21 protein-coding genes and 1 tRNA gene are annotated in these 22,526 nt (G+C 66.1%); 14 read left to right on the top strand and 8 right to left on the bottom strand.

The window, feature by feature from the left end:
• Positions 1–5 precede the first annotated feature (5 nt).
• From KZX46_RS17505 to KZX46_RS17485, 5 genes are all read left to right on the top strand, one after another.
• Positions 6–1,226: an acyl-CoA dehydrogenase family protein gene (locus KZX46_RS17505; protein ID WP_219775037.1), complete on the top strand. Its 1,221-nt coding sequence runs from the start codon at positions 6–8 to the stop codon at positions 1,224–1,226.
• Positions 1,227–1,772: 546 nt separating this feature from the next.
• Positions 1,773–1,913 carry a hypothetical protein gene (locus KZX46_RS17500; RefSeq protein ID WP_219775036.1) on the top strand — a complete coding sequence of 47 codons (141 nt, stop codon included), beginning with the start codon at positions 1,773–1,775 and terminating at the stop codon, positions 1,911–1,913.
• 202 nt (positions 1,914–2,115) lie between these two features.
• The gene (locus KZX46_RS17495) at positions 2,116–2,736 is read left to right on the top strand and encodes a PEPxxWA-CTERM sorting domain-containing protein (protein ID WP_219775035.1); all 621 of its coding nucleotides are present in this window, start codon (positions 2,116–2,118) and stop codon (positions 2,734–2,736) included.
• A gap of 176 nt (positions 2,737–2,912) precedes the next feature.
• The gene (locus KZX46_RS17490) at positions 2,913–4,076 is read left to right on the top strand and encodes an isovaleryl-CoA dehydrogenase (RefSeq protein ID WP_219775034.1); all 1,164 of its coding nucleotides are present in this window, start codon (positions 2,913–2,915) and stop codon (positions 4,074–4,076) included.
• Complete coding sequence (locus KZX46_RS17485; protein ID WP_219775033.1) at positions 4,073–4,579, top strand: molybdenum cofactor guanylyltransferase; 507 nt, start codon at positions 4,073–4,075, stop codon at positions 4,577–4,579. The genes KZX46_RS17490 and KZX46_RS17485 overlap by 4 nt, the downstream gene beginning before the upstream one ends.
• Positions 4,580–4,723: 144 nt before the next feature.
• Here KZX46_RS17485 and KZX46_RS17480 read toward each other — a convergent pair whose 3' ends face one another.
• From KZX46_RS17480 to KZX46_RS17455, 6 genes are all read right to left on the bottom strand, one after another.
• Positions 4,724–5,341, bottom strand: a complete 618-nt coding sequence (locus tag KZX46_RS17480; protein ID WP_219775032.1) for a hypothetical protein — start codon at positions 5,339–5,341, stop codon at positions 4,724–4,726.
• Positions 5,342–5,353: 12 nt separating this feature from the next.
• Positions 5,354–7,159, bottom strand: coding sequence for a DUF885 family protein (locus KZX46_RS17475; protein ID WP_219775031.1), 1,806 nt, complete (start codon positions 7,157–7,159; stop codon positions 5,354–5,356).
• 104 nt (positions 7,160–7,263) lie between these two features.
• The gene (locus tag KZX46_RS17470; protein ID WP_219775030.1) at positions 7,264–8,793 is read right to left on the bottom strand and encodes a hypothetical protein; all 1,530 of its coding nucleotides are present in this window, start codon (positions 8,791–8,793) and stop codon (positions 7,264–7,266) included.
• Between the two features lie 35 nt (positions 8,794–8,828).
• Positions 8,829–9,497 (bottom strand): phosphatase PAP2 family protein, encoded by a 669-nt coding sequence (locus KZX46_RS23330; RefSeq protein WP_216708048.1) that lies wholly within the window; start codon positions 9,495–9,497, stop codon positions 8,829–8,831.
• 422 nt (positions 9,498–9,919) lie between these two features.
• Positions 9,920–9,994: transfer RNA gene (locus KZX46_RS17460), tRNA-Glu, on the bottom strand.
• A 65-nt stretch (positions 9,995–10,059) separates the two neighbouring features.
• On the bottom strand, positions 10,060–11,436 hold the full coding sequence (locus KZX46_RS17455; RefSeq protein ID WP_219775029.1) for a class II 3-deoxy-7-phosphoheptulonate synthase: 1,377 nt from the start codon (positions 11,434–11,436) through the stop codon (positions 10,060–10,062).
• 349 nt (positions 11,437–11,785) lie between these two features.
• On the opposite strand from KZX46_RS17455, the gene KZX46_RS17450 reads away from it, so the two are divergent.
• The 3 genes from KZX46_RS17450 to KZX46_RS17440 all read left to right on the top strand — a co-directional run bounded on the left by KZX46_RS17450 (position 11,786) and on the right by KZX46_RS17440 (position 16,226).
• Entirely contained in the window at positions 11,786–14,068 is a 2,283-nt protein-coding gene (locus KZX46_RS17450; RefSeq protein WP_219775028.1) for a TonB-dependent siderophore receptor, read from the top strand.
• A 113-nt stretch (positions 14,069–14,181) separates the two neighbouring features.
• The gene (locus KZX46_RS17445) at positions 14,182–14,865 is read left to right on the top strand and encodes a Fe2+-dependent dioxygenase (protein ID WP_219775027.1); all 684 of its coding nucleotides are present in this window, start codon (positions 14,182–14,184) and stop codon (positions 14,863–14,865) included.
• Between the two features lie 308 nt (positions 14,866–15,173).
• A complete protein-coding gene (locus tag KZX46_RS17440) occupies positions 15,174–16,226 on the top strand; it encodes a nitronate monooxygenase family protein (protein WP_219775026.1) in 1,053 nt (350 codons plus the stop codon).
• 65 nt (positions 16,227–16,291) lie between these two features.
• On the opposite strand, the gene kynU is transcribed toward KZX46_RS17440, so the two are convergent.
• Complete coding sequence (gene kynU / locus KZX46_RS17435) at positions 16,292–17,509, bottom strand: kynureninase (RefSeq protein ID WP_219775025.1); 1,218 nt, start codon at positions 17,507–17,509, stop codon at positions 16,292–16,294.
• Between the two features lie 117 nt (positions 17,510–17,626).
• Between kynU and KZX46_RS17430 the strand changes: the two genes are divergently transcribed.
• The 6 genes from KZX46_RS17430 (at position 17,627) to queA (ending at position 21,840) form a co-directional block, all read left to right on the top strand.
• Positions 17,627–18,316 carry a DUF1013 domain-containing protein gene (locus tag KZX46_RS17430; RefSeq protein WP_226896028.1) on the top strand — a complete coding sequence of 230 codons (690 nt, stop codon included), beginning with the start codon at positions 17,627–17,629 and terminating at the stop codon, positions 18,314–18,316.
• A 90-nt stretch (positions 18,317–18,406) separates the two neighbouring features.
• Positions 18,407–18,634: an exodeoxyribonuclease VII small subunit gene (locus tag KZX46_RS17425; protein ID WP_370647470.1), complete on the top strand. Its 228-nt coding sequence runs from the start codon at positions 18,407–18,409 to the stop codon at positions 18,632–18,634.
• A gap of 7 nt (positions 18,635–18,641) precedes the next feature.
• A complete protein-coding gene (locus tag KZX46_RS17420) occupies positions 18,642–19,538 on the top strand; it encodes a polyprenyl synthetase family protein (RefSeq protein WP_216708186.1) in 897 nt (298 codons plus the stop codon).
• Between the two features lie 3 nt (positions 19,539–19,541).
• A complete protein-coding gene (gene coaD / locus KZX46_RS17415) occupies positions 19,542–20,039 on the top strand; it encodes a pantetheine-phosphate adenylyltransferase (protein ID WP_219775024.1) in 498 nt (165 codons plus the stop codon).
• 65 nt (positions 20,040–20,104) lie between these two features.
• Entirely contained in the window at positions 20,105–20,803 is a 699-nt protein-coding gene (locus tag KZX46_RS17410) for a peptidylprolyl isomerase (RefSeq protein ID WP_226896027.1), read from the top strand.
• A gap of 14 nt (positions 20,804–20,817) precedes the next feature.
• Positions 20,818–21,840, top strand: coding sequence for a tRNA preQ1(34) S-adenosylmethionine ribosyltransferase-isomerase QueA (queA, locus tag KZX46_RS17405; RefSeq protein ID WP_219775022.1), 1,023 nt, complete (start codon positions 20,818–20,820; stop codon positions 21,838–21,840).
• Positions 21,841–22,003: 163 nt separating this feature from the next.
• Here the strand turns inward: queA and KZX46_RS17400 are convergent, their stop codons facing one another.
• Positions 22,004–22,483 (bottom strand): DUF4142 domain-containing protein, encoded by a 480-nt coding sequence (locus tag KZX46_RS17400; protein ID WP_219775021.1) that lies wholly within the window; start codon positions 22,481–22,483, stop codon positions 22,004–22,006.
• Between the last annotated feature and the right edge of the window lie 43 nt (positions 22,484–22,526).

Below are 22,526 nucleotides of genomic sequence, written 5' to 3'. Positions count from 1 at the left end.
CGACGATGGATTTCAACGACACCTCCGGCGACGCCGAGTACCGCGACAAGGTGCGCGCATGGCTCGCGACCGCCGCCGCCGACTATCGCGATCCGCCCGCTCGCCCCGTCAGCCGCGGTGAGAACGTCCCCGAATCGCGCAAGTGGCAGAAGGTCAAGCACGCCGCCGGCTACACCGGCATCACATGGCCCAAGGCGTTCGGCGGGCAGGGCCTGTCGCCGATGCACTCGATCATCTTCAACCAGGAGCAGTCGAAGTATCACGCCCCGACCGAGCTGTTCGCGATCGGCCTCGGCATGTGCATCCCGACCGTCTTCACCCACGGCTCGCCCGCGCTGATCGAACGCTACGTCGCCAAGGCGCTCGAGGGCGAGGAGGTCTGGTGCCAGCTGTTCTCCGAGCCGAGCGCCGGGTCCGACCTCGCCGGCATCCGCACCAAAGCGGTCCGTGACGGCGACGACTGGGTGATCGACGGGCAGAAGGTGTGGACGACCAACGCGCATCTGTCTGACTTCGGCATCATCGTCACCCGGACCGATCCGTCGGCGCCCAAGCACAAGGGGCTGACGATGTTCATCGTCGACATGCACGCCCCCGGGGTCGAGGCGCGGCCGTTGAAGCAGATGTCGGGCGGCAGCGACTTCAACGAGGTGTTTTTCACCGGCGTCCGGGTCAGCGACAGCCACCGCCTCGGCGCGGTCGGTGACGGCTGGAAGGTATCGCTCACGACACTGATGAACGAGCGCCTCGCGGTCGGCGGCAAGCCCGGCCACGCGCCCGGCTACCGCGACCTGATGGCGCTCGCCGCGCGGATCGAGACCGACATGGGTCCGGCGATCGAGGCCCGCGATGTCCGCCAGCGGATCGCGGCGACGTATATCGCCGACGAGGGCATCAAGCTGACGCAGATGCGCGCGCTTTCGGCGCTGTCGAAGGGCGAGGCCCCCGGGCCCGAACAGTCGATCAGCAAGGTCGTCGTCGCCAAGACGATGCAGGAGATGGCAGCGTTCGCGCTCGACCTGTCCGAGGCATCGGGCTTCACCACGGCAGGTGGCGAGCCCGGCATCCACAAGCTCCAGGGCAGCTACATGGCGTCGGCGGGCTTGCGGATCGCCGGCGGGACCGACGAGATCCTGCGCAACATCATCGCCGAGCGCGTCCTCGGCCTGCCCGGCGACATGCGGCCCGACAAGGACACCCCGTTCAACGAGATCCGCGCGGCTTAGGGGGAGAGCCGCCGCGTCCGGCGTGGAAGGTTACACAAATCCACGCAACGACCAGGTTTTCGTGCCCGCGCGACGTGGAAGGCTACACAAGTCCACGAAACGACCGGGTTTTCGCGAGCGGCTTCGTCGCAGAACAGGTGACGCCGGCCGACGCGACGCTCGGGTATTCTGCGCGCGTCACCATTGTCCTGCTTACCCTGCTGCAATTCTAGGTTTGTCACCCCGGCGCGGGCCGGGGCCCATGGTCGTGCAAGCACCCGACCTCGCGTTGCGGGGAGAGTTGGGCCCCGGCCTGCGTCGGGGTGACGGAAAGTTACAGAAGTCCACACAACGACCGGGTTTTTCACATCCGTGTCGTGCGGAAGGTTACACAAGTCCACACAACGACCGGGTTTTCGCCTGCATGACGCTAAAGTCCACGGTCTTGGCGCGACCGAGGGTCCGTAAGCTGATCCAGCGATGAGAAAGAACAGGTGCCGCTCGGCACTCCGACGACGCTGACACCATACCTGATCCAGAACCCTGTAGGACAGCGGCGATAACTCGATGACCTTCTCGATCGTCCTGCCCTCTGGCCCGAATCAATCGCCGGTCGAGGCGACGGGCCATCGTGCAGCCACCAAGGTCACGAATTTAGCGAGCGGCCTGCTCAACAACCGTCGGCCCGGTGTGGCGTGCTCACCGTAAGCTGCGATTTCCGTGCCATAATCCGGCGGCGCGGCCATCGGTCAACAAATCGTAAGGAACGATTTTATTCATTAAGAAATCGTCGGAATTCTTTACATATCGATAATGCAATATTTCCAAGTCATTGATATTGCACGTACCGGAAATTGGCACGGTCTCTGCATAGCGGGTGTCAGGCACGTAAGCCCCTTTGGAGAGAAGAATGAAGAGTCTGTTGCTTTTTGCGTCCGCAGTCGCGCTTGCCGGTTCGGCCCAAGCCCTCACGATCACCTCGTCGCCGCTCGACGTCGCTCCTGCAGCCGGCGAAACCGTCGTCTTCGATTTCAACGGCGGCGCGCCCGCAGCCGGCTACAGCTACACCGGCGGCATCATCTTCCCGAGCTCGGTGGCCAATGTTGCCGCCGCACCCGCCGGCGATGAGACCCCGTTCCTCGCGATCCAGGGTGGCGAGAGCGCAACCTTCACCTTCGCGCACGCGATCAAGTCGTTCAGCATCTACATCGGCTCGGTCGACTCGTATAACTCGCTCCAGTTCACCGGCCCCGGCTATGACTCGGGCAAGTTCTCGGCGTCGGTCCTCCCGGGCGGCGACAACGGCAACCAGACTGCCGGCGACACGAACCGTCGCTACTTCTTCAGCTTCGGTCCCGGCCAGAGCGTCAAGACCGTGACGCTGTCGAGCTCGCAGAACTCGTTCGAACTCGACAACATTGCCGTTGCGAATGTTCCCGAGCCCTCGACCTGGGTGATGCTCGTAGGCGGCTTCGGCCTCGTCGGCTTCGCGCGCCGCCGCAAGTCGGCCACGAAGACCGTCACCGCGTAAGCGATCGACGCTTTCCGGGCCTTTCGGGGCCCGAAATCGAAATGACTGCGCGCAACTCCGGTTGCGCGCAGTTTTTTTTGCCGCCGCTTGCCAAGGCTGCGTGACGACTTGGCTCTGTTCGCGGTCGGGCCGACAGTTTAACGGTCAGCGTTCGATCCTCACCGCATAGGCGCCCGATGACCCTGTCCACGCTCAACTTCGCCCATGGCGAGACCATCGACATGATCCGCGAGTCGGTTCGCGCCTTCGCCGCTGCCGAAATCGCGCCGCGCGCCGCCGCGATCGACACCGACAATGTTTTCCCGCGCGACCTGTGGCCGAAGCTCGGCGACCTCGGGCTCCACGGGATCACCGTCCCCGAGGCCGACGGCGGTGCCGGGCTCGGCTATCTAGCGCACGTCGTCGCGGTCGAGGAGATCAGCCGCGCGTCGGCGAGCGTCGGCCTGAGCTATGGCGCGCATTCGAACCTGTGCATCAACCAGATCGCGCGCTGGGGGACGGCCGAGCAGAAGACGAAATATCTGCCCAAGCTCATCTCGGGCGAGCATCTCGGCAGCCTCGCGATGTCCGAGAGCGGTTCGGGCTCCGACGTCGTGTCGATGCGACTGCGCGCGGAAAAGCGCAACGACCGCTACGTCCTCAACGGGTCGAAGTTCTGGATCACCAACGGCCCGGGCGCCGACACGCTCGTCGTCTACGGCAAGACCGATCCCGCTGCAGGCGCGCGCGGCATCACTGCCTTTCTGATCGAGCGCGGCATGGCGGGGTTCTCGACCGCGCAGAAGCTCGACAAGCTCGGGATGCGCGGGTCGGACACCTGCGAACTCGTCTTCGAGGATTGCGAAGTGCCGTTCGAAAACGTCCTCGGGATCGAAGGGCGCGGCGTCCAGGTGCTGATGTCGGGGCTCGACTACGAGCGCGTCGTTCTGGCAGGCGGTCCGCTCGGGATCATGCAGGCATGCCTCGACGTCGTTGTGCCGTACATCCATGAGCGCAAGCAGTTCGGCCAAGCGATCGGTGAATTCCAGCTGATGCAGGGAAAGATCGCCGACATGTACGTCGCGCTGTCGACCGCGCAGGCCTACACCTATGCCGTCGCGCAGGCGTGCGACCGGGGCGAGACGACGCGCAAGGATGCCGCCGGCTGCATCCTCTACGCCGCCGAAAAGGCGACTTGGATGGCGTTGGAGGCAATCCAGGCGCTCGGCGGCAACGGCTATATCAACGACTATTCGACCGGTCGCCTGCTCCGCGATGCCAAGCTGTACGAGATCGGCGCGGGAACGAGCGAGATCCGCCGCTATCTGATCGGGCGGGAATTGTTCGACGAGACCGCATGACCGGCGTTCTCGGCGCGATCCTTGCGGGGGGCGCATCGAGCCGGTTCGGCAGCGACAAGGCGATGGCCGAGTGGCGCGGCAAGCCGTTGATCGAGCATGTGATCACCCGCCTGCGGCCGCAGGTATCGGACCTCGTCGTGGTCGGGCGAGATTATCCCGGCGAGGTGTCGATCCCCGACCGCCCGGCCCCTGGGCTCGGTCCGCTCGGCGGGCTGTGCGCCGCGCTAAGACACGCCGCCGCCGGGGGATACGATGCGGTGCTGACGAGCGGGTGCGACCTGCCCGAGTTGCCGCTCGACCTCCGCGAGGCGCTGGGGGAGGGGCCTGCGTTTGTCCTCGGCCAACCTCTGCTTGCGCTGTGGCCGGTTGGATTGGCGGGGGTGATCGACCTCCACCTCGCCCACAGCGTTGACCGCTCGCTCCGCGGCTGGGTCGCTCTGACGGGAGCGAGAGGGGTCGACATCGGGCCGATCCGCAACGTCAACCGACCGGGGGATCTTTAGTCCTTATCCTCCCTTCCCCCTTGGCGGAGGGGCCGGGGGTGGGGCAGTCGCTGCGAGCGATCCGCCTGAAGAAGACCCCACCCCCGGGCCGGTGCAAGGGCACCGTCTCTCGCTCCTCCCCTGAAGGGGAGGGGTAGGTTCGACTCACATCGGCGGCACGACGCCCTTCAGTCCGACCGCGACCTGGTTCGTCGCGAGCTTGCCGTCGGGGGTCCGCATCGTGAACGCGAAGATATGCGCGCCGGGCACAAGCTGCGCGGCACTGCCCTCGACGAACGACACGATCGGTGTGTTCGCGGGCACGACGACTTCCTGCGTCCCGCCCTTGTAATCGACCGTCAACGTCCGCCCGCTGTGGTGGCGGATCGTGCCGACCTTGCCGACATTGCCGTTGGTCATCGTGCTCGTCGGACCCTGGTCCCACGCGCGGTGGCCCTCTCCGAGGCCGCGCATCGATTCGGCGAAAACGTGGACCTCGGTCGCTTCGAGGACGCCGTTCTTGCCCGGCTTGGCGGCGGTGCCGATGAAGCTGTTCGCCTTGATGTCGTCGAGGCCGATCTTGCTGAGCGCTGCAAACTTGGCTCCGGGAGCGAGGACGACGGTCAGCGGGGTGCCGTCGTTCGACTTGACGCTGAGTGCGCCGGTCGGATCGACCGCGGTGATCGTGCCGCGAACGACGATCGGCGCAGCAGGCTTCATCAGGTCGGCCGACGCGCCGGTGGCGAGCAGGGTAGCGGCCAACGCCGCGAACATCGTCTTCATCGTCTTGTCTCCTCAGGTCCGCTTGGTCGCGGCGATCCAGTCGTCGATCTTACTTTCGAGCACCGCCATCGGCAGCGCTCCCGACATCAGCACCTGCGCGTGAAACGCACGAATGTCGAATTTCGTACCAAGCTCGGCTTCGGCCTTGGTCCGCAGGCGGCGGATCGTCAACTGCCCGACCTTGTAGGCGAGCGCCTGTGACGGGATGGCAATATAGCGCTCGACCTCGGCGGTCGCGTCGGTCTTCCCCATCGCCGAATTGTCGAGCATGTATTTGATCGCCTGGTCGCGGGTCCAACCCTGGCTGTGGATGCCGGTATCGACCACTAGCCGCATCGCGCGCAGGATCTCGTCGTTGAGGTGGCCGTAATCCTGGTACGGGTCTTTGTAGAAGCCCATCTCATAGCCGAGGCTCTCCGAATACAGCGCCCAACCCTCGACATACGCGGTGTTGCCGCCGAAGCGCTGGAATGCCGGAAGCGACGTATTTTCCTGCGCGAGGCTGATCTGGAAGTGATGGCCGGGGATGCCCTCGTGGAGGAACAGCGTCTCGAAGCCCCAGGTGAAGCGCGACGGCAGGTCGTAGGCGTCGTAATAGAAGGTGCCGGGGCGCGAGCCGTCGGGGGTGCCGCCCTGATACGAACCGGCGGCCTCGGTCTTTTCCTTGTACGCCGGGACAGGGCGAATCTCGAGCGCCGACTTGGGGATCGTCGAGAACTCCGTGCCGACGACCGCCATCACGCGCTTGTCGATCGCGAGAAAGTCCTCGCGCATCGCCTCGCGGGTGGCGGGGGCGAAGCGCGGGTCGGTCCGCATGAAGTTGGCGAATTCAGCCAGCGTGCCCTTGAAGCCGGCGGCATCCTTGACCTTCTCCTCGGCCGCATGGATGCGATCGACCTCGCTCAGGCCGAGCGCGTGGATTGCCTCGGGGGTCATGTCGGTCGTCGTCGTCGACGCGACGAGATAGCGATAATACGCCGGCCCTCCCGGGATCGCACCGAGCCCGACCGTTGTCCGCGCCTTCGGCAAATAGACGTCGCGGATGAAGTCGCGGAGGCGGGTGTGTGCCGGAATCAGCTGGTCGCGAATGAACGCGGCATAGGCTGCGGTCAGGCGCGTCCGGTCGGCGGCGGGAATGCTGTCGGGGAACTTCTTGACCGGCTTGTAGAAGGTCGAGCCCTCGACCCCCTCGGCGTTGAGCGCATCGAGCTGGCCGACGACGTTCTGCATGACGAGCTTGGGGTTGGTCACGCCATCGGCGAGCCCCTGCTGCATCCGCCCGATCGAGCGATCGAGCAGGACGACGTAGCCGGCGAGCCGCTTGAGGTTGTTGTCATAGTCGGCAACGGTCTTGAACGGGGCCGCGCCTTCGCCCGACGACAGGTCGGGCATGAAGGTCTGGAAGCCCGAGAAATGGTCGATCGGGCGGTCGGTCGCTGTTCGCAGCAGCGCGGGATCATAGCCCTTGAGGTCGGTCGACCGCTGCCATTTGAAGACGTCGTAGCTGATCCGGTCGTTGGCGTTGAGCGCCTTGCGGTCGATCTTCGCCAGCGCCGCGAGCTCGTCGACGGCGGCCTGCTTCTCGGCGGCGTAATAAGCGTCGGTGATATAATCGCCGAACTCGTTGGCGTAGCGCGGGTCGCCGCGGACGAGCGCCTGGATCGGATTGCGCTTGAGCTGCCCCTCGTCGCTTTCGTGGAACAGCGCCTTGAGCTGCGCCGCGGGAGTTGTCGCCGTCGCCGCCGGGGAAGGCGTGGGCTGCGCGACCGCCGCGGTGCCGGAAAGAAGGGTGACGGCGAGCAGCGCTGCGCGGAGCATGAGCGAACTTTCAAGGATGAGGTGATGTAGTCAGCTAATATAGTCGCGTCCGCTCGCTCGACGCCAGCCCCGGCGACGCCGCCGCGAATTTGGCGCGCCGGTCGTCAGGCCAGGGTGGCTGTACCATCCCCGTGCCGCCGCTCGCGCCGCAGCCGCGTCAGCAGCAGCACCGCTCCCGCCGGGATCAGCCAGACGATCCGCGACTGGTAACGCGGGAACGGTCCCGACAGGATACCGCAGACCGCAGCGTTGAGGATCACCCCGGCGGCGAACATGATCGCCACCGCCAGCAGGCGGCGGTCGTCACCGCGCGCCGCCCCGGGCTGGGCCGTCATGCGTTGGCGGATGACGGTCGCGGCGAGCGCGAGTGCCGCCGCTGCCGCGATCAGCCACGCCCCGTGCCACGACCGCGATTGCGCCATGGTCAGGCGCGATGGGCAGCCTTTGAAGTTCTTGCCGCAGTCGGCGACGCGCTCGATGACCGGCGGCAGGTTGGTCTGCCGCCAGTATGGGTCGGTCAAGTAGAAATGCGGGTTGCGGATCGGGTCCTCGACAAAGATCAGGATAAGCTGTTGCCCCCAGTTCTTGAGCGAGGCGGCGAGCTGGGCACCCGGCGCATACGCTAGCGTGCCGAGGACGAAGCGCGGCTCCTGTTCTTCGAGTTCGACCCGCGTCTTATAGTCGGCGAGCATGAACACGCCGTTCTTGGGCAAGTCGGACCAGAGGACATCCTCCGAATTGCTCAGCGGCTTCGCCTTATACCCGCATAGGGTGTAGACATTCCCCTTCGCGCAGGCGTGGCGGAGGTACGTTCGCCCCGGCCCGTCGGCGAGCAGGCGGGCGGTGAGGAATGGCTGGTTGCGCAGCGGCTCGCCGGTCTCGAGCCGGACGACCGCGCCGTAAAGGCTGTTGGCGGCGAGGGCGACGACGATCGCGACCCCGACGCTGGTCAGCCGCCCTGCCGCCGCGCGCCGCCCGGCCTTGAGCCAGATCAGCATCAGCCCGCCGATCCCGAGCAAGGGGACCATGAACAGGATGTGCGAGGTGTGGACCGCGAGCGCGATCGTCAGCAGCGCCCCGACCGCGCGCCGCTCCCACCGCCCGAGCCGGTCGCCGTAGACAAGGATCAGCACCGCCGCGACGACGACGACACCGGCAAAGATGTCGGGCATCGCGAAGGCGGCGAAGAACGGCAGCGGCGAGACGACGGCGATGACCGTGATGGCGACGAGCGCACTCCATCGCGGCTCGGCGGGCAGCGCAGTACGCCACAGCAGCAGCACCAGCCAGCTCACCGCCGATGCCTGCGCCAGCGCGACGAGCCACAGCGTCCCGGCCGATTCGGTGACGTATAGAAACACGCTGTAGATCGCCGAGCGCGACGCCATCTGGGTCAGTCCCATGTGCCGGTCGATCTTGGCTTGCGCGACGTCGGCGTCGGACAGTTCGGGCGGCGGCGGCCCGAGCCCGATATCGGTCACCAGCTCCTTGCCGAGCGCGTAATAATCGTCGGTGTCGGTGAACACCGTTGGATGGCCATTGACCGCGACGACGGCAAGGATGAGCAGCGCGCCCGCGAGCACCGCGCTCCACCATTTGACGAGGACGATCGCGCGCCCGCTCGCTTTGGTCATCGAGGTCCAGTTCGGTTTGTCGTTACAGTCGAACGCTATACGGTGCTCCGCCGCTGCTGCAACGCTGTCCACGCGACAAGTGCGATCGCCGAGCCGAGCGCCCAGCCGGCGACGACATCGGTCGGCCAATGGACCCCGAGGTAAACCCGGCTGATTCCGATCGCGACGACGAGGACGACGCTTCCCGCCATGAGCAGCCGCCGCGCCGCCGGGCGCAATTCCCCGGCGGCGATAATCGCGGCAAGGGTGAAGTAGACCGCCGGGGCCATCATCGAATGGCCGCTGGGGAAGCTCGACGAGCTAATCAGGTCATACTGGGTGACGAACGTCGGCCGCTCGCGTCCAACGAAATGCTTGATCACCTCCGCTGCAACCTGCGCGACGACCGCGGTCGTGCCGAACACGAATGCCTGACGCCGGCGGTCATAGACGAGCAGGACCGCGACCGCCGCGAGCGTCACCAAGGTCAAGACGGTGAAGCCGCCGAGTGCGGTAACGTCGCGCGCCGTCTCGCGCAGCCATAGCGGCCCGATCGTCAAATTTGGATCGGCAGTCTGGCGGAAGGCGAGCAGGACGGCGCGGTCGAACGCGGCGGTATCGCCCTCGCCGACCTCCGAGCCGAGATGCGCGACGCCCCACAGCACCGCGCAGACCAGCGCGATGACGACAAGAATGCGCGGTTCGACGCGGCGGGTGGGAAGCACGATCGTCAGGGCCGGACCCCGCGGTTACCTGTCGCCATCGCCACCTCCGTCACCCGTGCGAGCTGTAACAACCGGCGTAGCGGGCGGTTCAATCTTGTGCGCGCAACCCACAACCTGACGGGGCCGCCCCGCCATGCCCCGGTCACATCGTCGAAAGGTCACACGAAGTTCACGGATTTGGACATCAATTTTCAGCGTCCGGGGAGCGCCTAAACGTTCGTCGAAAGGCAGCGACGGAAATTAGCCGCCGCAGCCGCGCCTCGCGGAATCCGAAATTTGCGCCACAATGAGAAAAAGCACGCCGTGCCGCCCGGTGGCGACTCAAGGAAGTGAGAATACAGGCTTAGCCATGGTGTAGGACAGCAGTTTGTGCTGCGCCAAGCGCCGACAACGTATGCCAGCACAATCGATCGGCGATGTGATGGTGACCCCTACGGGAATCGAACCCGTGCTTCAGCCGTGAGAGGGCCGCGTCCTAACCGCTAGACGAAGGGGCCGAGCGAGGCGCGTCAATACCGGCGCACGGGTCGCTTAGTCAAGCCGCCGCAGAGCAGATCGCGTATCAGGCAGCCGCCCGGTGATCGCGGTCGGCCTTCTCCGCCTTAAGGCAATCGGCGAGCAGGAAGGCGAGTTCGAGCGCCTGGCTGGCGTTGAGACGCGGGTCACATTGGGTCTCGTAGCGGTCGGCGAGGCCTTCGTCGGTGATCGCGATCGCGCCGCCGGTGCATTCGGTGACGTCCTGCCCGGTCATCTCGACGTGGATGCCGCCGGCGTGGGTGCCCTCGGCGCGGTGGACCGCGAAGAAGCTGCGGACCTCGCGCAGGATCAGGTCGAACGGCCGCGTCTTGTAGCCCCCCGCCGCCTTGACGGTGTTGCCGTGCATCGGGTCGCACGACCAGACGACCGAGCGGCCCTCGCGGGCAATCGCGCGGACCAGCCGGGGCAGCGCGCCCTCGACCTGGTCGGCGCCGAAGCGCGCGATCAGCGTCAGCCGCCCGGGGACGTTGCCCGGATTGAGCGTGTCGGTCAGGCGGAGCAGGTCGTCGACGGTGATCGACGGCCCGACCTTGAGCCCGATCGGGTTGCCGACGCCGCGGAGGAACTCGACGTGCGCCGACCCGGCGAAGCGCGTGCGGTCGCCGATCCACAACATGTGCGCCGAGGTGTCGTACCAGTCGCCGGTCAGGCTGTCCTGCCGCGTCAGCGCCTGTTCGTAGCCGAGCAGCAGCGCCTCGTGGCTGGTGAAGAAGCTCGTCGCCTTCAATTGCGGCACGGTCTCGGGCGACAGGCCGCACGCCGCCATGAAGTCGAGCGCCTCGCCGATCCGTTCGGCCAGCGCCTGGTATTGCTCGCTCCACAGCGAGCGCCCGCCGAAGTCGAGGTTCCACTGGTGAACTTGATGGAGGCTCGCATAGCCGCCGCTGGCAAACGCGCGGAGCAGGTTGAGCGTCGCCGCCGACTGCATATAGCCGCGCATCATCCGCGCCGGATCGGGGGTCCGCGATGCCGCAGTGAAGTCGAGCCCGTTGATGTTGTCGCCCCGGTAGCTCGGCAGCGCGACGCCATCGATCGTCTCGAAATCGCCCGAGCGCGGCTTGGCGAACTGCCCCGCCATCCGCCCGACCTTCACCACCGGCAGCTTCGACGCGAAGGTCAGGACGACCGCCATCTGGAGCAGGACGCGGAAGGTGTCGCGGATGTTGTTCGGGTGGAAATCGGCGAAGCTTTCGGCGCAGTCGCCGCCTTGCATCAGGAACGCCTTGCCCGCTGCAACGTCGGCCAATTGCGCCGTCAGGTCGCGTGCCTCGCCGGCAAACACCAGCGGCGGATACGTCCGCAGCTCGGCCTCGGTCGCGGCAAGCACCGCGGCGTCGGGGTAAACGGGAAGCTGCCGCGCCTCGCGGTCGCGCCAGCTATCGGGGGTCCAGGTCGTCGTCATGGGAGCTTCCATGCGGACCTTCGACGCGCCTGACAAGCCGATGCGTCACGGATCGGTTTCGTCGCGGCAATCGGAAGTTGACGAAGTTGACGCCATGTCGAGCCAGAATCTACCCCCGGCGAACCGGATCGGCTGTTTTTCGTCGTCGAGAAATGAGGGTCGGTCGTCATCACGCGTGGAAAATACGCGCACCGACGGGGTGTAGGACAGCAATTTTTGACCGTCGTCGTGTTCCTGCGGACCATACGATCGAATGCCGGTGCGAACCCGTATTGATTTTCATTCGCAACAAGCTTGCGATTGAGAATGACTCGCAGTATCGAGCGATCTCACTCATCGGGGAAATCCATTGTCGAACACCAGAATGCCGCTGTCGCTGCGGTCGCCCGCGCTCGTACCGTTCACCGCCGCGTTGCTGCTTGGCGGGGCCGCGAACGCTGCTGCTGCCGACGCCGTCGATGCCGATGCAGCGGGCGGGAGCAGCGACATCGTCGTCACCGGCTTCCGCGCTCCGGGCACGAACCCCTATGCCGACGCCGCGGCGCCGTACAAGGTCGACCGGTCGGCGTCGTCGAAGCTGACCGAGGCGATCGCCGACACGCCGAAGTCGATCACGATCATCCCGAAGGAGGTCATCCAGGATCTCGGCGCACTCAGCTTCCGCGACCTTGCGCGGACCCAGCCGGGCGTCACGCTCGGCACGGGTGAGGGCGGCAACGCGTTCGGCGACCGTATCTTCATCCGCGGCTTCGACGCCCGCAACGACGTCTATATCGACGGCCTCCGCGATCCCGGCGTGTCGAGCCGCGAGGTCTTTGCGATCGAGCAGGTCGAGATCGTCAAGGGCCCGTCGTCGACCTATGGCGGGCGCGGCACCACCGGCGGCGCGGTCAGCCTGATCAGCAAGGCGCCGCAGATGAACAACTTCGTCGAGGGCGAGATCACCGGCGGCACCGACGCGACGCGGCGCTTCACCGCCGACGTCAACCGCAAGCTGTCGGAGACCGTCCAGGTTCGCGTCAACGGCATGTTCACCGATGCCGGGGTCGCCGGGCGTGACTATACCTACAGCCGCCGCTGGGGGGCCGCCGGGTCGCTCGCGTGGCAAGCGGCGCCGAACTTCGATGTCATCCTCGATTATTATCACCTGACCGCCGACGGCCTGCCCGACTGGGGAGTTCCGTTCGACGTCCGCACCCAACAGCCGTTCAACGTCAATCGCAACAACTTCTACGGCTTGCTCAAGCGCGATTTCACCCATTCGCTGACTGATATCGGCACCGCGCGGCTCGAATGGCGCCCGGCCGAGGGGATCAAGCTGACCAGCAAGACCCGCTACGGCGAGACGCTCAACCAATATATCGCCGGCGCTCCCGAGCGGCCGAACATCACCAGCCCCAATCCGGCGCTGTGGACGGTCCAGTCGAACGCGCAAAGCCGCAATGCTCGCGCCAAGACGTGGGCCAACGCCACCGAGGCGAGCGGCGAGTTCGATACCGGCAGCTTCCACCACAGCCTCGTCGGCGGCGTCGAGTTCGACCACGAGGACATCGTCAACCGCCTGTTCCTAAACGGCCGGTCGGAGACCGTCGGGACGATCATCGTGCCGCCGGTGGTCATCACGCAGAACCTGTTCAACCCCGATCCCCGCAACCCCGCTTATGTTCCCTTCCGCGCACTGTCCGGAGCGGTCGCCGATACGCTGGTGGTGTCGAAGGCAGCGTACCTGCTCGACACGATCGACCTGACCAACACGATCAAGCTCAGCGCCGGGGTCCGCTTCGACGACTATATCGTGTCGAGCAACTCGCTGTCGGCGACGCCGTTGACCGCGACTGCGCCGGCGCAGACCCGGACCCTGCTCCGCAACCACAGCAGCTTCGTCAACTGGAACGGCGGGCTGGTGTGGAAGCCGGTGCCCAAGGCGACGCTGTACGTCTCGGCGAGCTCGTCGTCGAACCCGAGCGGGGAGCAGACCGATGCCAGCGGAGTTGCTTATGGCGGGCTCGGCCCGACGACGAACAACCTCGATCCCGAGCGTAACTACAGCTACGAGGCGGGGGCGAAGTACCAGGCGGGCAAGGGCGGCCATGTCCTGCTGACCGCGGCGGTGTTCCGCACCGGCAAGACCAATGGCCGTGTCATCGACCCGTTGAGCGGCATCTCGCAGGTCCTCGCCGGCAAGCAGCGCGTCGACGGCTTCGAGCTCGGCGCGAGCGGCAACATCACCCCGCGCTGGGCGGTGTTCGGCGGCTACACCTACCTCGACGCCAAGGTGCTGGCGACGACGAACCCGGTCGTTGCCGGGGGTCCGTTCCCCAACGTCGCCAAGAACAGCTTCGCGATGCTGACGACGTACCGGCTGTTCGACAGCTTCACCGTCGGCGGGCAGGCGTTTTACAACAGCGCACGCTACGGCGGGACGACGATCGCCCAGACCGCGACGCTGCCGGGCTATTGGCGCTTCGACGCGACCGCCAAGGCGTCGGTCACGAGCAAGATCGAGGTCCAGCTCAACCTGCTCAACCTGACCAACAAGACGTACTACGACGCGATCTATCGCTCGGCCGCGCCGTTCGCCTACGAGGCTCCGGGACGGTCGTTGCTGGCGACGTTGCGCTTCAAGCTCTAACTGCGCCTCAAGCTGTAAGTGTCATCCCCGCGCAGGCGGGGACCCAAGGTCACTGCCGTCGGTGACTTTGGGTCCCCGCTTTCGCGGGGATGACAGCCACGGTAGGGTCCCCCATGCTCCTCGTCATTCCCGATGTCTTCTCCCCCGAGCAGGTCGCGGCGTGCGTCGCCGACCTCGACGCGGCGACATGGGGCGACGGGCGCATCACCGCCGGGCTGCAATCCGCCCCGGTCAAGGACAATGAGCAGCTGTCCGAGACGTCGCCGGTCGCGCGCAAATGGGGCGACCACGTCCTCGACGCGCTCGGCGCCAGCGACCTGTTCGTCGCCGCCGCGCTGCCGCTCCGCACCTTCCCGCCGCTGTTCAACCGCTATGCCGGCGGGCAGTCGTTCGGCACCCACATCGACAATGCGATCCGCCCGATCCGGGGGACAAGCGTCAAGCTCCGCACCGACCTGTCGGCGACCTTGTTCCTCAATGACCCCGACAGCTACGACGGCGGCGAGCTGATCGTCGAGGACGCCAGCGGCGGCCAGGTCATCAAGCTCCCCGCCGGCAGCATGGTCCTCTACCCTGCCTCGAGCCTCCACCGCGTCGAGCCGGTCACCCGCGGCGTCCGGCTGGCGAGCTTCTTTTGGGTCCAGTCGATGGTCCGCGACGACGGCGCGCGGGCGCTGCTGTTCGACCTCGACCGCACGATCCAGCGTCTCGCCGCCCGCGACGGGATCGGCGATGCCGAGGTGGTCAGCCTGACCGGCATCTACCACAACCTCGTCCGGCGCTGGGCGGACAGCTGAGAGCGTTAAGTTGACAGAGTTGACGTTTCCGTCGTTGCGAACGCGCGTTCCCGGGCGTCCGCAACGCCGGCTCTTCCCCCGCTTAAGTTGACAGAGTTGACGTTTTCGCAACGTCTGAAACGTTTTCGCTTGTCCGCGAAGGCGTCGACTTGCCGTAGGCCAGCGATGAGAAAGAACACGCGCCGCCCGGTGGCGACGGGGGAAGGCTAGTCCAGACGGCGGGGTGTAGGACAGCGGTTTGTTTGGGGCGTGCAACGGCTGCTTTCGCCCCAATTGCAGACATTCGTAGCCGAGCCCATAGGCTTCCAATGACCTTGCTCCAGCAACTCGGCATGGCCGTTCCTATCATACAAGCGCCCATGGCAGGGGTTTCCACGCCGAAATTGGCCGCAGCAATTTCAAATGCAGGTGGCCTCGGCTCAATCGGGATTGGTGCAGTCGATGCTCCTGCCGCTCGAAGCATGATCGATGCGACGCGCGCTCTTACCAAGCGCGCATTCAACGTGAACCTATTCGTTCATGCAACAGCGAAAGCGGACGCAGCGACCGAGACGCGGTGGCTCGAAGCGCTTCGCCCCCTGTTCCAGCGCTACGAGGCCACGCCACCCGACGCACTCAAGACGATTTACACCAGCTTTGCAGATGATGATAATATGCTGGCCATGCTCGTGGAGGCTGCGCCGCCCGTCATTAGCTTCCACTTTGGCGTCCCCTCATCAGACCGCATCAACGCGCTGAAGAACGTCGGCTGTTTGCTGCTTGCTTCCGCAACAAGCCCTGACGAGGCGCGGATCATCGAGGCTGCGGGGATCGACGTCGTCGTAGCGCAGGGCTGGGAGGCGGGTGGCCATCGGGGCGTCTTCGATCCCTTAGGGCTCGACGATCAGCTTGGAATGGCTGCACTGACAAGGCTGCTGGTGCGACAGGCCAGCATCCCCGTCGTCGCCGCAGGAGGTATCATGGACGGTCAAGGCATCCGCGCGACACTGAACCTGGGTGCCATAGCGGCGCAACTCGGCACGGCATTCATCGCTTGCCCAGAGAGCGCCGCAGATCAAGCGTATCGCGCCGCATTATCCACTATTGGTGCCAACCACACGATCATGACGCACGCGATCTCCGGTCGGCCTGCGCGTTGCATTGCAAACCAGTTCACGGAATGGGGCGCATCGGCCGAGGTTGCAGTTCCAGCATATCCGATTGCGTATGACGCTGGGAAAGCGCTGAACGCGGCGGCCAAGGCCAAGGGGGAGAACGGCTTCGGCGCACAATGGGCGGGCCAAGGCGCTCCTCTTCATCGAACTATGCCCGCTGCTGATCTGCTCGGATTACTTTGGCGGGAAGCGACAGCGGCTGCGTAAGTTCGGCGTCGCTTGACGTCTGCTTTCCACCCAAATCCCGACATCCAGCCCTCGACGCCCAACCCTCACGTCACCGCGCGCCGCACCGCAAACCTTTCCTCGCGCCACTCCCCGCTCGCCAGCACCCGCGACAGATATTCGACCGCGTCCCACACGTCGGCGTGCCGCACATACAGCGCCGGGAATCCCAGCCGGAGGACGTCGGGCGGGCGGAAGTCGCCGATGACGCCGCGGGCGATCAGGGCCTGGCAGAGTTCGTAGGCGTTGGGGTGGCTCAGGCTGACGTGCGCGCCGCGGTGGTCGCGCGGGCAGGCGATGCCGATTTCGGGGCAGCGTTGCTCGATCAGGTCGATCATCAGGTCGCCGAGCGCGCGCGACTTCGCTGCCGCCGCCGCCATGTCGATTCCGTCGAAGGTCGCGACGCCCGCGCCGAGCGCCGCCATGCCGAGCACGCCCGGTGTTCCCGACAGCACCTGCGCAATCCCGGCGGCGGGGCGATAGTCGCCCTCGAACGCGAACGGCGCGGCGTGGCCCATCCAGCCCGACAATGGCTGGCGCAGCCCGTCGTGGTGGCGGCGCGCGACATAGGCGAACGCGGGGGCTCCCGGTCCGCCGTTGAGGAACTTATACCCGCAGCCGACCGCCATGTCGGCCTGTGCCGCGTCCAGTTCGACCGCGATCGCGCCGGCGCTGTGGCTGAGGTCCCAGCACGCCAGCGCTCCGGCGGCGTGCGCGGCGGCGGTCAGTGCCGCCATGTCGTGGACCGCGCCGGTGCGGTAGTGCGTCTGGGTGAGCAGCAGCAGCGCGACCGTTTCGTCGAGCGCGACAGGAATGGCGTCGCGCTCGACCACGCGAAGCTCGATCCCGGTAAGTGCCGCAAGTCCCTGCAGGACATAGACATCGGTCGGGAAATTGCCCGCCTCGGTGACGATGACGCGGCGGCCGGGGCGGAGCGCGAGTGCGGCGGCGGCGAGCTTGAAGATGTTGACCGAGACCGAGTCGGTGACAATCACCTCGTCGCCCGCCGCGCCGACCAGCCGCGCGATCTTGGCACCGATCTTTGCCGGGGCGTCGATCCATTGCGCGTCGTTCCAGCTGCGGATCAGTCCCTCGCCCCATTCGCGCGTCACGGTGTCGGCGACGCGCGTGGCGGTGCGGCGGGGGAGGGCACCGAGCGAATTGCCGTCGAGGTAGATCAGCCCGTCGGGCAACGCGAACCGCGCGCGGGCGAAGGCGAGGCCGTCGGCGGCGTCGAGCGCGAGGCAATCGTTACGGGAAATCATTGCCGGGGGTCCAAGTCATTGGTTGATCGGGCGGGGTATCGCGCCTACATCAACTTGTCACATGGCCGCTCCGCAAGGGGCGGCCCTTTCTATATTAACTTGCAAGGTTTTCAGCCGATGAGCGCTCCGACGACACCCTTGATGGCGCACGCCACTGCCGCGTGGCTGGTCGACAATACGGCGCTGACCTTCGAACAGATCGCGATTTTCTGCGGGCTCCACATCCTTGAAATCCAGGCGATTGCCGACGATACCGCCGCCACCAAGCTGACCGGGCGCGACCCGATCCGTTCGGGCGAGCTGACCCAGGCCGAGATCGACCGGGTCGCCGCCGACCCGTCGCGCCGGCTGGTTCTCGAAAAGCAGCCCGAGCAGGAGCGCCGGACCAAGGGCCCGCGTTATACGCCGGTGTCGATGCGTCAGGACAAGCCCGACGGCATCGCGTGGATCGTCCGCAACCACCCCGAAGTCACCGATAACCAGATCAGCCGCCTGATCGGCACGACCAAGACGACGATCGCCGCGATCCGCGACAAGTCGCATTGGAACATCGCCAACATCACGCCGAAGGACCCGGTCACGCTCGGACTGTGCCCGCAGCGCGAACTCGACGTGCTCGTGCTGGCAGCGGCGAAGAAGGCCGGCGTCGACACCAACATCGACGAAGGCAAGATCGTCGAGGAGCGCGCCCAGCTGATCGAGCAGCTTCACGCCGAGCGCGTCGCCGCGGCGCACATCGCCGAGCATGGTCCGGCTCCCGAAGTTGGCACCGCTCAGCAGCAGGGCGACGCGCTGTTCCGCCGCTGATCGTACGAAACGCCGCAGCGCCGGGGCGATATGCTTGACCCCCAACGGCCGTCCGTCCACAACCGCGGCGTGATGGAACCAGTATCCGACGTGGCCGAGTTGAGTTTCGAGATCGCGCTCGCGCGGTTGGAGAAGATCGTCCATCGGCTCGAGGCGGGCGACGCGACGCTCGAGGAGTCGATCGACCTGTATACCGATGGACAGCGCTTGAAGAAACATTGCGAAGACAAGCTCGCCGGCGCGACCGCGCGGATCGAGGCGATCGTCGTCGGGGCCGATGGCCAGGCGGCGGGACTTAAGCCGTTCGATGCAGGCTGACCGGATCATGCGGCCGTCGAACAGCCTCAAGCCCGCGCTCGATGCGATCGGGACGGCGATGGACCAGCGCTTCGACCGGCTGCTGCCGATTCCCGGCGACGGCCGCGACCGGCTGTACATGGGCATGCGCCATGCCGCGATCGGTGGCGGCAAGCGGATGCGACCGTTGCTCGTCGTCGCGGCGTGTGACCTGTTCAATGTCGATCGTGAACGCGCGCTTCGCGTCGCGCTCGCGATCGAGTGCGTCCATTGCTACTCGCTGATCCACGACGACCTGCCGTGCATGGACGACGACGACCTGCGCCGCGGGAAGCCGACCGTCCATAAGGCGTTCGACGAGGCGACTGCGGTCCTCGCGGGCGATTCGCTCCACGCGCTGGCGTTCGAGATTCTCGCCGACCCCGCGACCCACGCCGATCCGTCTGCGCGTGCCGAGCTCGTCCTCGAGCTCGCCCGCGCGAGCGGCCCGTCGGGCATGGCCGGCGGGCAGATGATGGACCTCGCGGCGGCCGAGACCGACTTCGACCTTACCGCGACGACACGGCTTCAGCAGTTGAAGACCGGCGCACTGATCGGGTTCTGCCTCGAAGCCGGGGCGATCATGGCGCGCATCCCCGACGACCGGCGGACACCGCTCAGGGGCTATGCCCACGATCTCGGCCTCGCCTTCCAGATCGCCGACGACCTGCTCGACGTCGAGGGATCGTCGGACAAGACCGGCAAGGCGGTCCACAAGGACGCGGCGGCGGGCAAGTCGACCTTCGTCTCGCTGCTTGGCGTCGACCGCGCACGGACGCAGGCGGGAATGCTGATCGACCAGGCGATCGACCACCTCCACAGCTATGGCAGCGAGGCCGACCTCCTCCGCGCAATTGCTCGTTTCGCTATCGAACGCGACTTCTAGAGCGTGCGGATCGGCGTCTATCCCGGCACGTTCGACCCCGTCACGCTCGGGCACATGGACATCATCCGGCGTGGCGCAAAGCTCGTCGACAAGCTGATCATCGGCGTGTCGACCAACCCGTCGAAGTCGCCGATGTTCACCCTCGAAGAGCGCGTCGCGATGGTGACGCGCGAGACCGAAGACCTTGGCGACGCGGTCGGTGTGGTGTCGTTCGACGCGCTGCTGATGAAGTTCGCCGAGGCGCAGCACGCCCAGCTCATTATCCGCGGGCTGCGCGCGGTGTCGGACTTCGAATACGAATATCAGATGGCTGGAATGAACCAACAGCTCAATGCGCGGATCGAGACCGTCTTCCTGATGGCCGACGTTGCGCTTCAGCCGATCGCATCGAAGCTGGTCAAGGAAATCGCGATCTACGACGGCGACATCCGCAAGTTCGTCACGCCGCGGATCGCCGCCGACGTCGTGGCGCGTGTTGCCCAACTCGGGGCGCGGCGCTAGCTGCATCGTTCAGCGCCGCGCAAGCCGGCGATGTGTACGGCGGGAAACCTTTTTTGGGGATGACGATGCGCAAGGTACTGCTGGCTTTCGTGGCACTGACGATCGGGAGCCTCGCGTCGGCACAGACTGCGGCGCCGCCCGTCGCGCCGCCACTGACGCCCGAGAACACTCTCGTCCTCGACCTGTCGACCGGCGGGCGCGTGACGATCGCGATGCGCCCCGACGTCGCCCCGAAGCACGTCGAGCGAATCCGGACGCTCGTCCGCGAGCATTTCTACGATGGCACGATCTTCCACCGCGTCATCGACGGCTTCATGGCGCAGGGCGGCGATCCGACCGGCACCGGGACCGGCGGGTCGAAGCTGCCTAACCTCAAGGCCGAATTCAACGACCTGCCGCACGTCCGCGGCGCGGTGGCGATGGCGCGCGCGAGCGACAACGACAGCGCCAACAGCCAGTTCTACATCTGCCTCGCCCCCGCGTTGAAGCTCGACCGCAGCTACACCGTTTGGGGCCGGGTGACGTCGGGCATGGAATATGTCGACGCGATCGAAAAGGGCGAGCCGCCCGCGAACCCGTCGAAGATCGTCCATGCGTCGATCGGGTCGGACAATTATCCCGCCCCCGCGCCGTCGACGCCGATCCCGTCGAGCGCGACGCCGCTGGCTCCGGCTGCCGACACGCCGATGCCGGGGATGCCGCTGCCGACGAAAGCACTGCCGACCCTGCCGCCCGAAGCTCCGGCGAAGCCGCGGCACCCGTAACGCAGGACACCGTATTGCGCGTCGCCGACTTCGACTTCGATCTTCCCGCCGACCGGATCGCGCTGCGCCCCGTCGTGCCGCGCGATGCGGCGCGGCTGCTCGTCGTCACCCCCGACGGTCTGAGCGACCGCGGCATCGCCGACCTGCCGGGGCTGCTCCGCGCGGGCGACTGCCTCGTGTTCAACGATACCCGCGTCATCCCGGCACAACTCGCGGGGATGAAGCACGACGCCAAGATCCGCGTCACGCTCCACAAGCGCGAGGATCACCGCGTCTGGTGGAGCTTCGTCAAGAACGCCAAGCGCCTCAAGATCGGCGACCGCATCGACTTCGGCGGCGGGCTGTCAGGGCTCGTCGAGGCGCGCGGCGAGGATGGCTCGGTACGCTGGCGCTTCGACAGCGCGCTGCCGTTCGAGGAGGCGCTCGCTGCCGCCGGGCAGATGCCGCTTCCACCGTACATCTCGTCGAAGCGCGCGGTCGATGCGCAGGACCTCGACGACTACCAGACCGTCTATGCGACCAAGCCGGGAGCGGTCGCCGCCCCGACCGCCGGTCTGCACTTCACGCCCGATCTGCTCGCGGCGCTCGATGCGGCAGGCGTTACCCGCGAGACCGTTACCCTCCATGTCGGGGCGGGCACGTTCCTGCCGGTCAAGGCGGACGACACCGACGACCATGCGATGCACGCAGAGTGGGGAAGCATCGACGCCGCGACGGCCGCGCGGATCGTCGCGGCGCGCAATGCTGGGGGTCGGATCATCGCGGTCGGCACGACAAGCGCGCGGCTGCTCGAAAGCGCGTGGACGCCCGACGGGCTCGGCGCTTGGGCCGGCGACACCCGCATCTTCATCACGCCCGGTTTCCGCTTCGCGATGGTCGACGGGCTGCTGACCAACTTCCATCTGCCGAAGTCGACTTTGTTTATGCTTGTCAGTGCGTTGATGGGGCTCGAGACGATGCGGGCAGCGTATGCCCATGCTGTCGCCGAGGAATACCGGTTTTACTCGTATGGGGATGCGAGCCTGCTGCTGCCGTAGGCTAGTCCAGCTGGCTGCAGCTCTAAGATGAACATATCTCAGCGGCGCTGCTCTAATTACCCCTAATCCAGTCATGAGAAAGAACACGGTGCCGCCCGTTGGCCACTCGAGCGCGCACCGTATTCAATTCATCACGGTGTAGGACAGAAGATTCCGTCGCGTGTCAGCTCGAAAGCTTCTGCGCGGTTTGCAGATGCTTGCGCAGCGTCGGAAGGGTTGCCTTGGCCAGCTTGACCGTCGCGGGATCGTTGCGCGCGATTTCCTTTTCGTACGACGTGATATCGTCGTTGTGGTCCTTGACCATGTGGCTGGCGAATTCCTTGTCGAACGAATTGCCCGACAGGACCTTGAGCTTGAGATATTCGACGTCCGCCCCAGCGGTCATGCCGTCGGGGATCGACATCTTGAGCGGCTGGGCGATCGCGACGAGCTTTGCCTTATGCGCAGTGTGATCGGCATTGAGCATCTTGCCGTACGCCTTGATCGCTGCCGTCCCGCCCTTTTCCTCGGCCATCGCGCCAAGCTTGATCTCGGAGTTATCGCCCTTGATCGCGTCGTTGAGGAAATCCGTGGTCGGGGTTGCGACAGCGGCAGTGGCAAGCCCAAGAGCAGCGATCGTCAAGACAGTATTCAGGCGGCGCATGGCAAATCTCCAGTGAATATAGCCCATGTAACGGTAGCGGCTA

It is taken from the genome of Polymorphobacter sp. PAMC 29334 (assembly GCF_019431245.1).
Taxonomy (GTDB): domain Bacteria; phylum Pseudomonadota; class Alphaproteobacteria; order Sphingomonadales; family Sphingomonadaceae; genus Polymorphobacter_B; species Polymorphobacter_B megasporae.
This window is presented reverse-complemented; position numbering and strand designations above follow the sequence as displayed.

Bases quoted from the DNA above. Each gene is read 5' to 3' on its own strand.
- KZX46_RS17480 (WP_219775032.1), bottom strand. From the start codon at position 5,341: ATGAAGACGATGTTCGCGGCGTTGGCCGCTACCCTGCTCGCCACCGGC.
- KZX46_RS17430 (WP_226896028.1), top strand. From the start codon at position 17,627: ATGAGCGCTCCGACGACACCCTTGATGGCGCACGCCACTGCCGCGTGG.
- KZX46_RS17485 (WP_219775033.1), top strand. From the start codon at position 4,073: ATGACCGGCGTTCTCGGCGCGATCCTTGCGGGGGGCGCATCGAGCCGG.
- kynU (WP_219775025.1), bottom strand. From the start codon at position 17,509: ATGATTTCCCGTAACGATTGCCTCGCGCTCGACGCCGCCGACGGCCTC.
- KZX46_RS17500 (WP_219775036.1), top strand. From the start codon at position 1,773: ATGACCTTCTCGATCGTCCTGCCCTCTGGCCCGAATCAATCGCCGGTC.
- KZX46_RS17445 (WP_219775027.1), top strand. From the start codon at position 14,182: ATGCTCCTCGTCATTCCCGATGTCTTCTCCCCCGAGCAGGTCGCGGCG.
- KZX46_RS17440 (WP_219775026.1), top strand. From the start codon at position 15,174: ATGACCTTGCTCCAGCAACTCGGCATGGCCGTTCCTATCATACAAGCG.
- KZX46_RS17475 (WP_219775031.1), bottom strand. From the start codon at position 7,159: ATGCTCCGCGCAGCGCTGCTCGCCGTCACCCTTCTTTCCGGCACCGCG.
- KZX46_RS17400 (WP_219775021.1), bottom strand. From the start codon at position 22,483: ATGCGCCGCCTGAATACTGTCTTGACGATCGCTGCTCTTGGGCTTGCC.
- KZX46_RS17455 (WP_219775029.1), bottom strand. From the start codon at position 11,436: ATGACGACGACCTGGACCCCCGATAGCTGGCGCGACCGCGAGGCGCGG.
- KZX46_RS17410 (WP_226896027.1), top strand. From the start codon at position 20,105: ATGCGCAAGGTACTGCTGGCTTTCGTGGCACTGACGATCGGGAGCCTC.
- KZX46_RS17490 (WP_219775034.1), top strand. From the start codon at position 2,913: ATGACCCTGTCCACGCTCAACTTCGCCCATGGCGAGACCATCGACATG.
- KZX46_RS17505 (WP_219775037.1), top strand. From the start codon at position 6: ATGGATTTCAACGACACCTCCGGCGACGCCGAGTACCGCGACAAGGTG.
- KZX46_RS17470 (WP_219775030.1), bottom strand. From the start codon at position 8,793: ATGACCAAAGCGAGCGGGCGCGCGATCGTCCTCGTCAAATGGTGGAGC.
- KZX46_RS17495 (WP_219775035.1), top strand. From the start codon at position 2,116: ATGAAGAGTCTGTTGCTTTTTGCGTCCGCAGTCGCGCTTGCCGGTTCG.
- KZX46_RS17420 (WP_216708186.1), top strand. From the start codon at position 18,642: ATGCGGCCGTCGAACAGCCTCAAGCCCGCGCTCGATGCGATCGGGACG.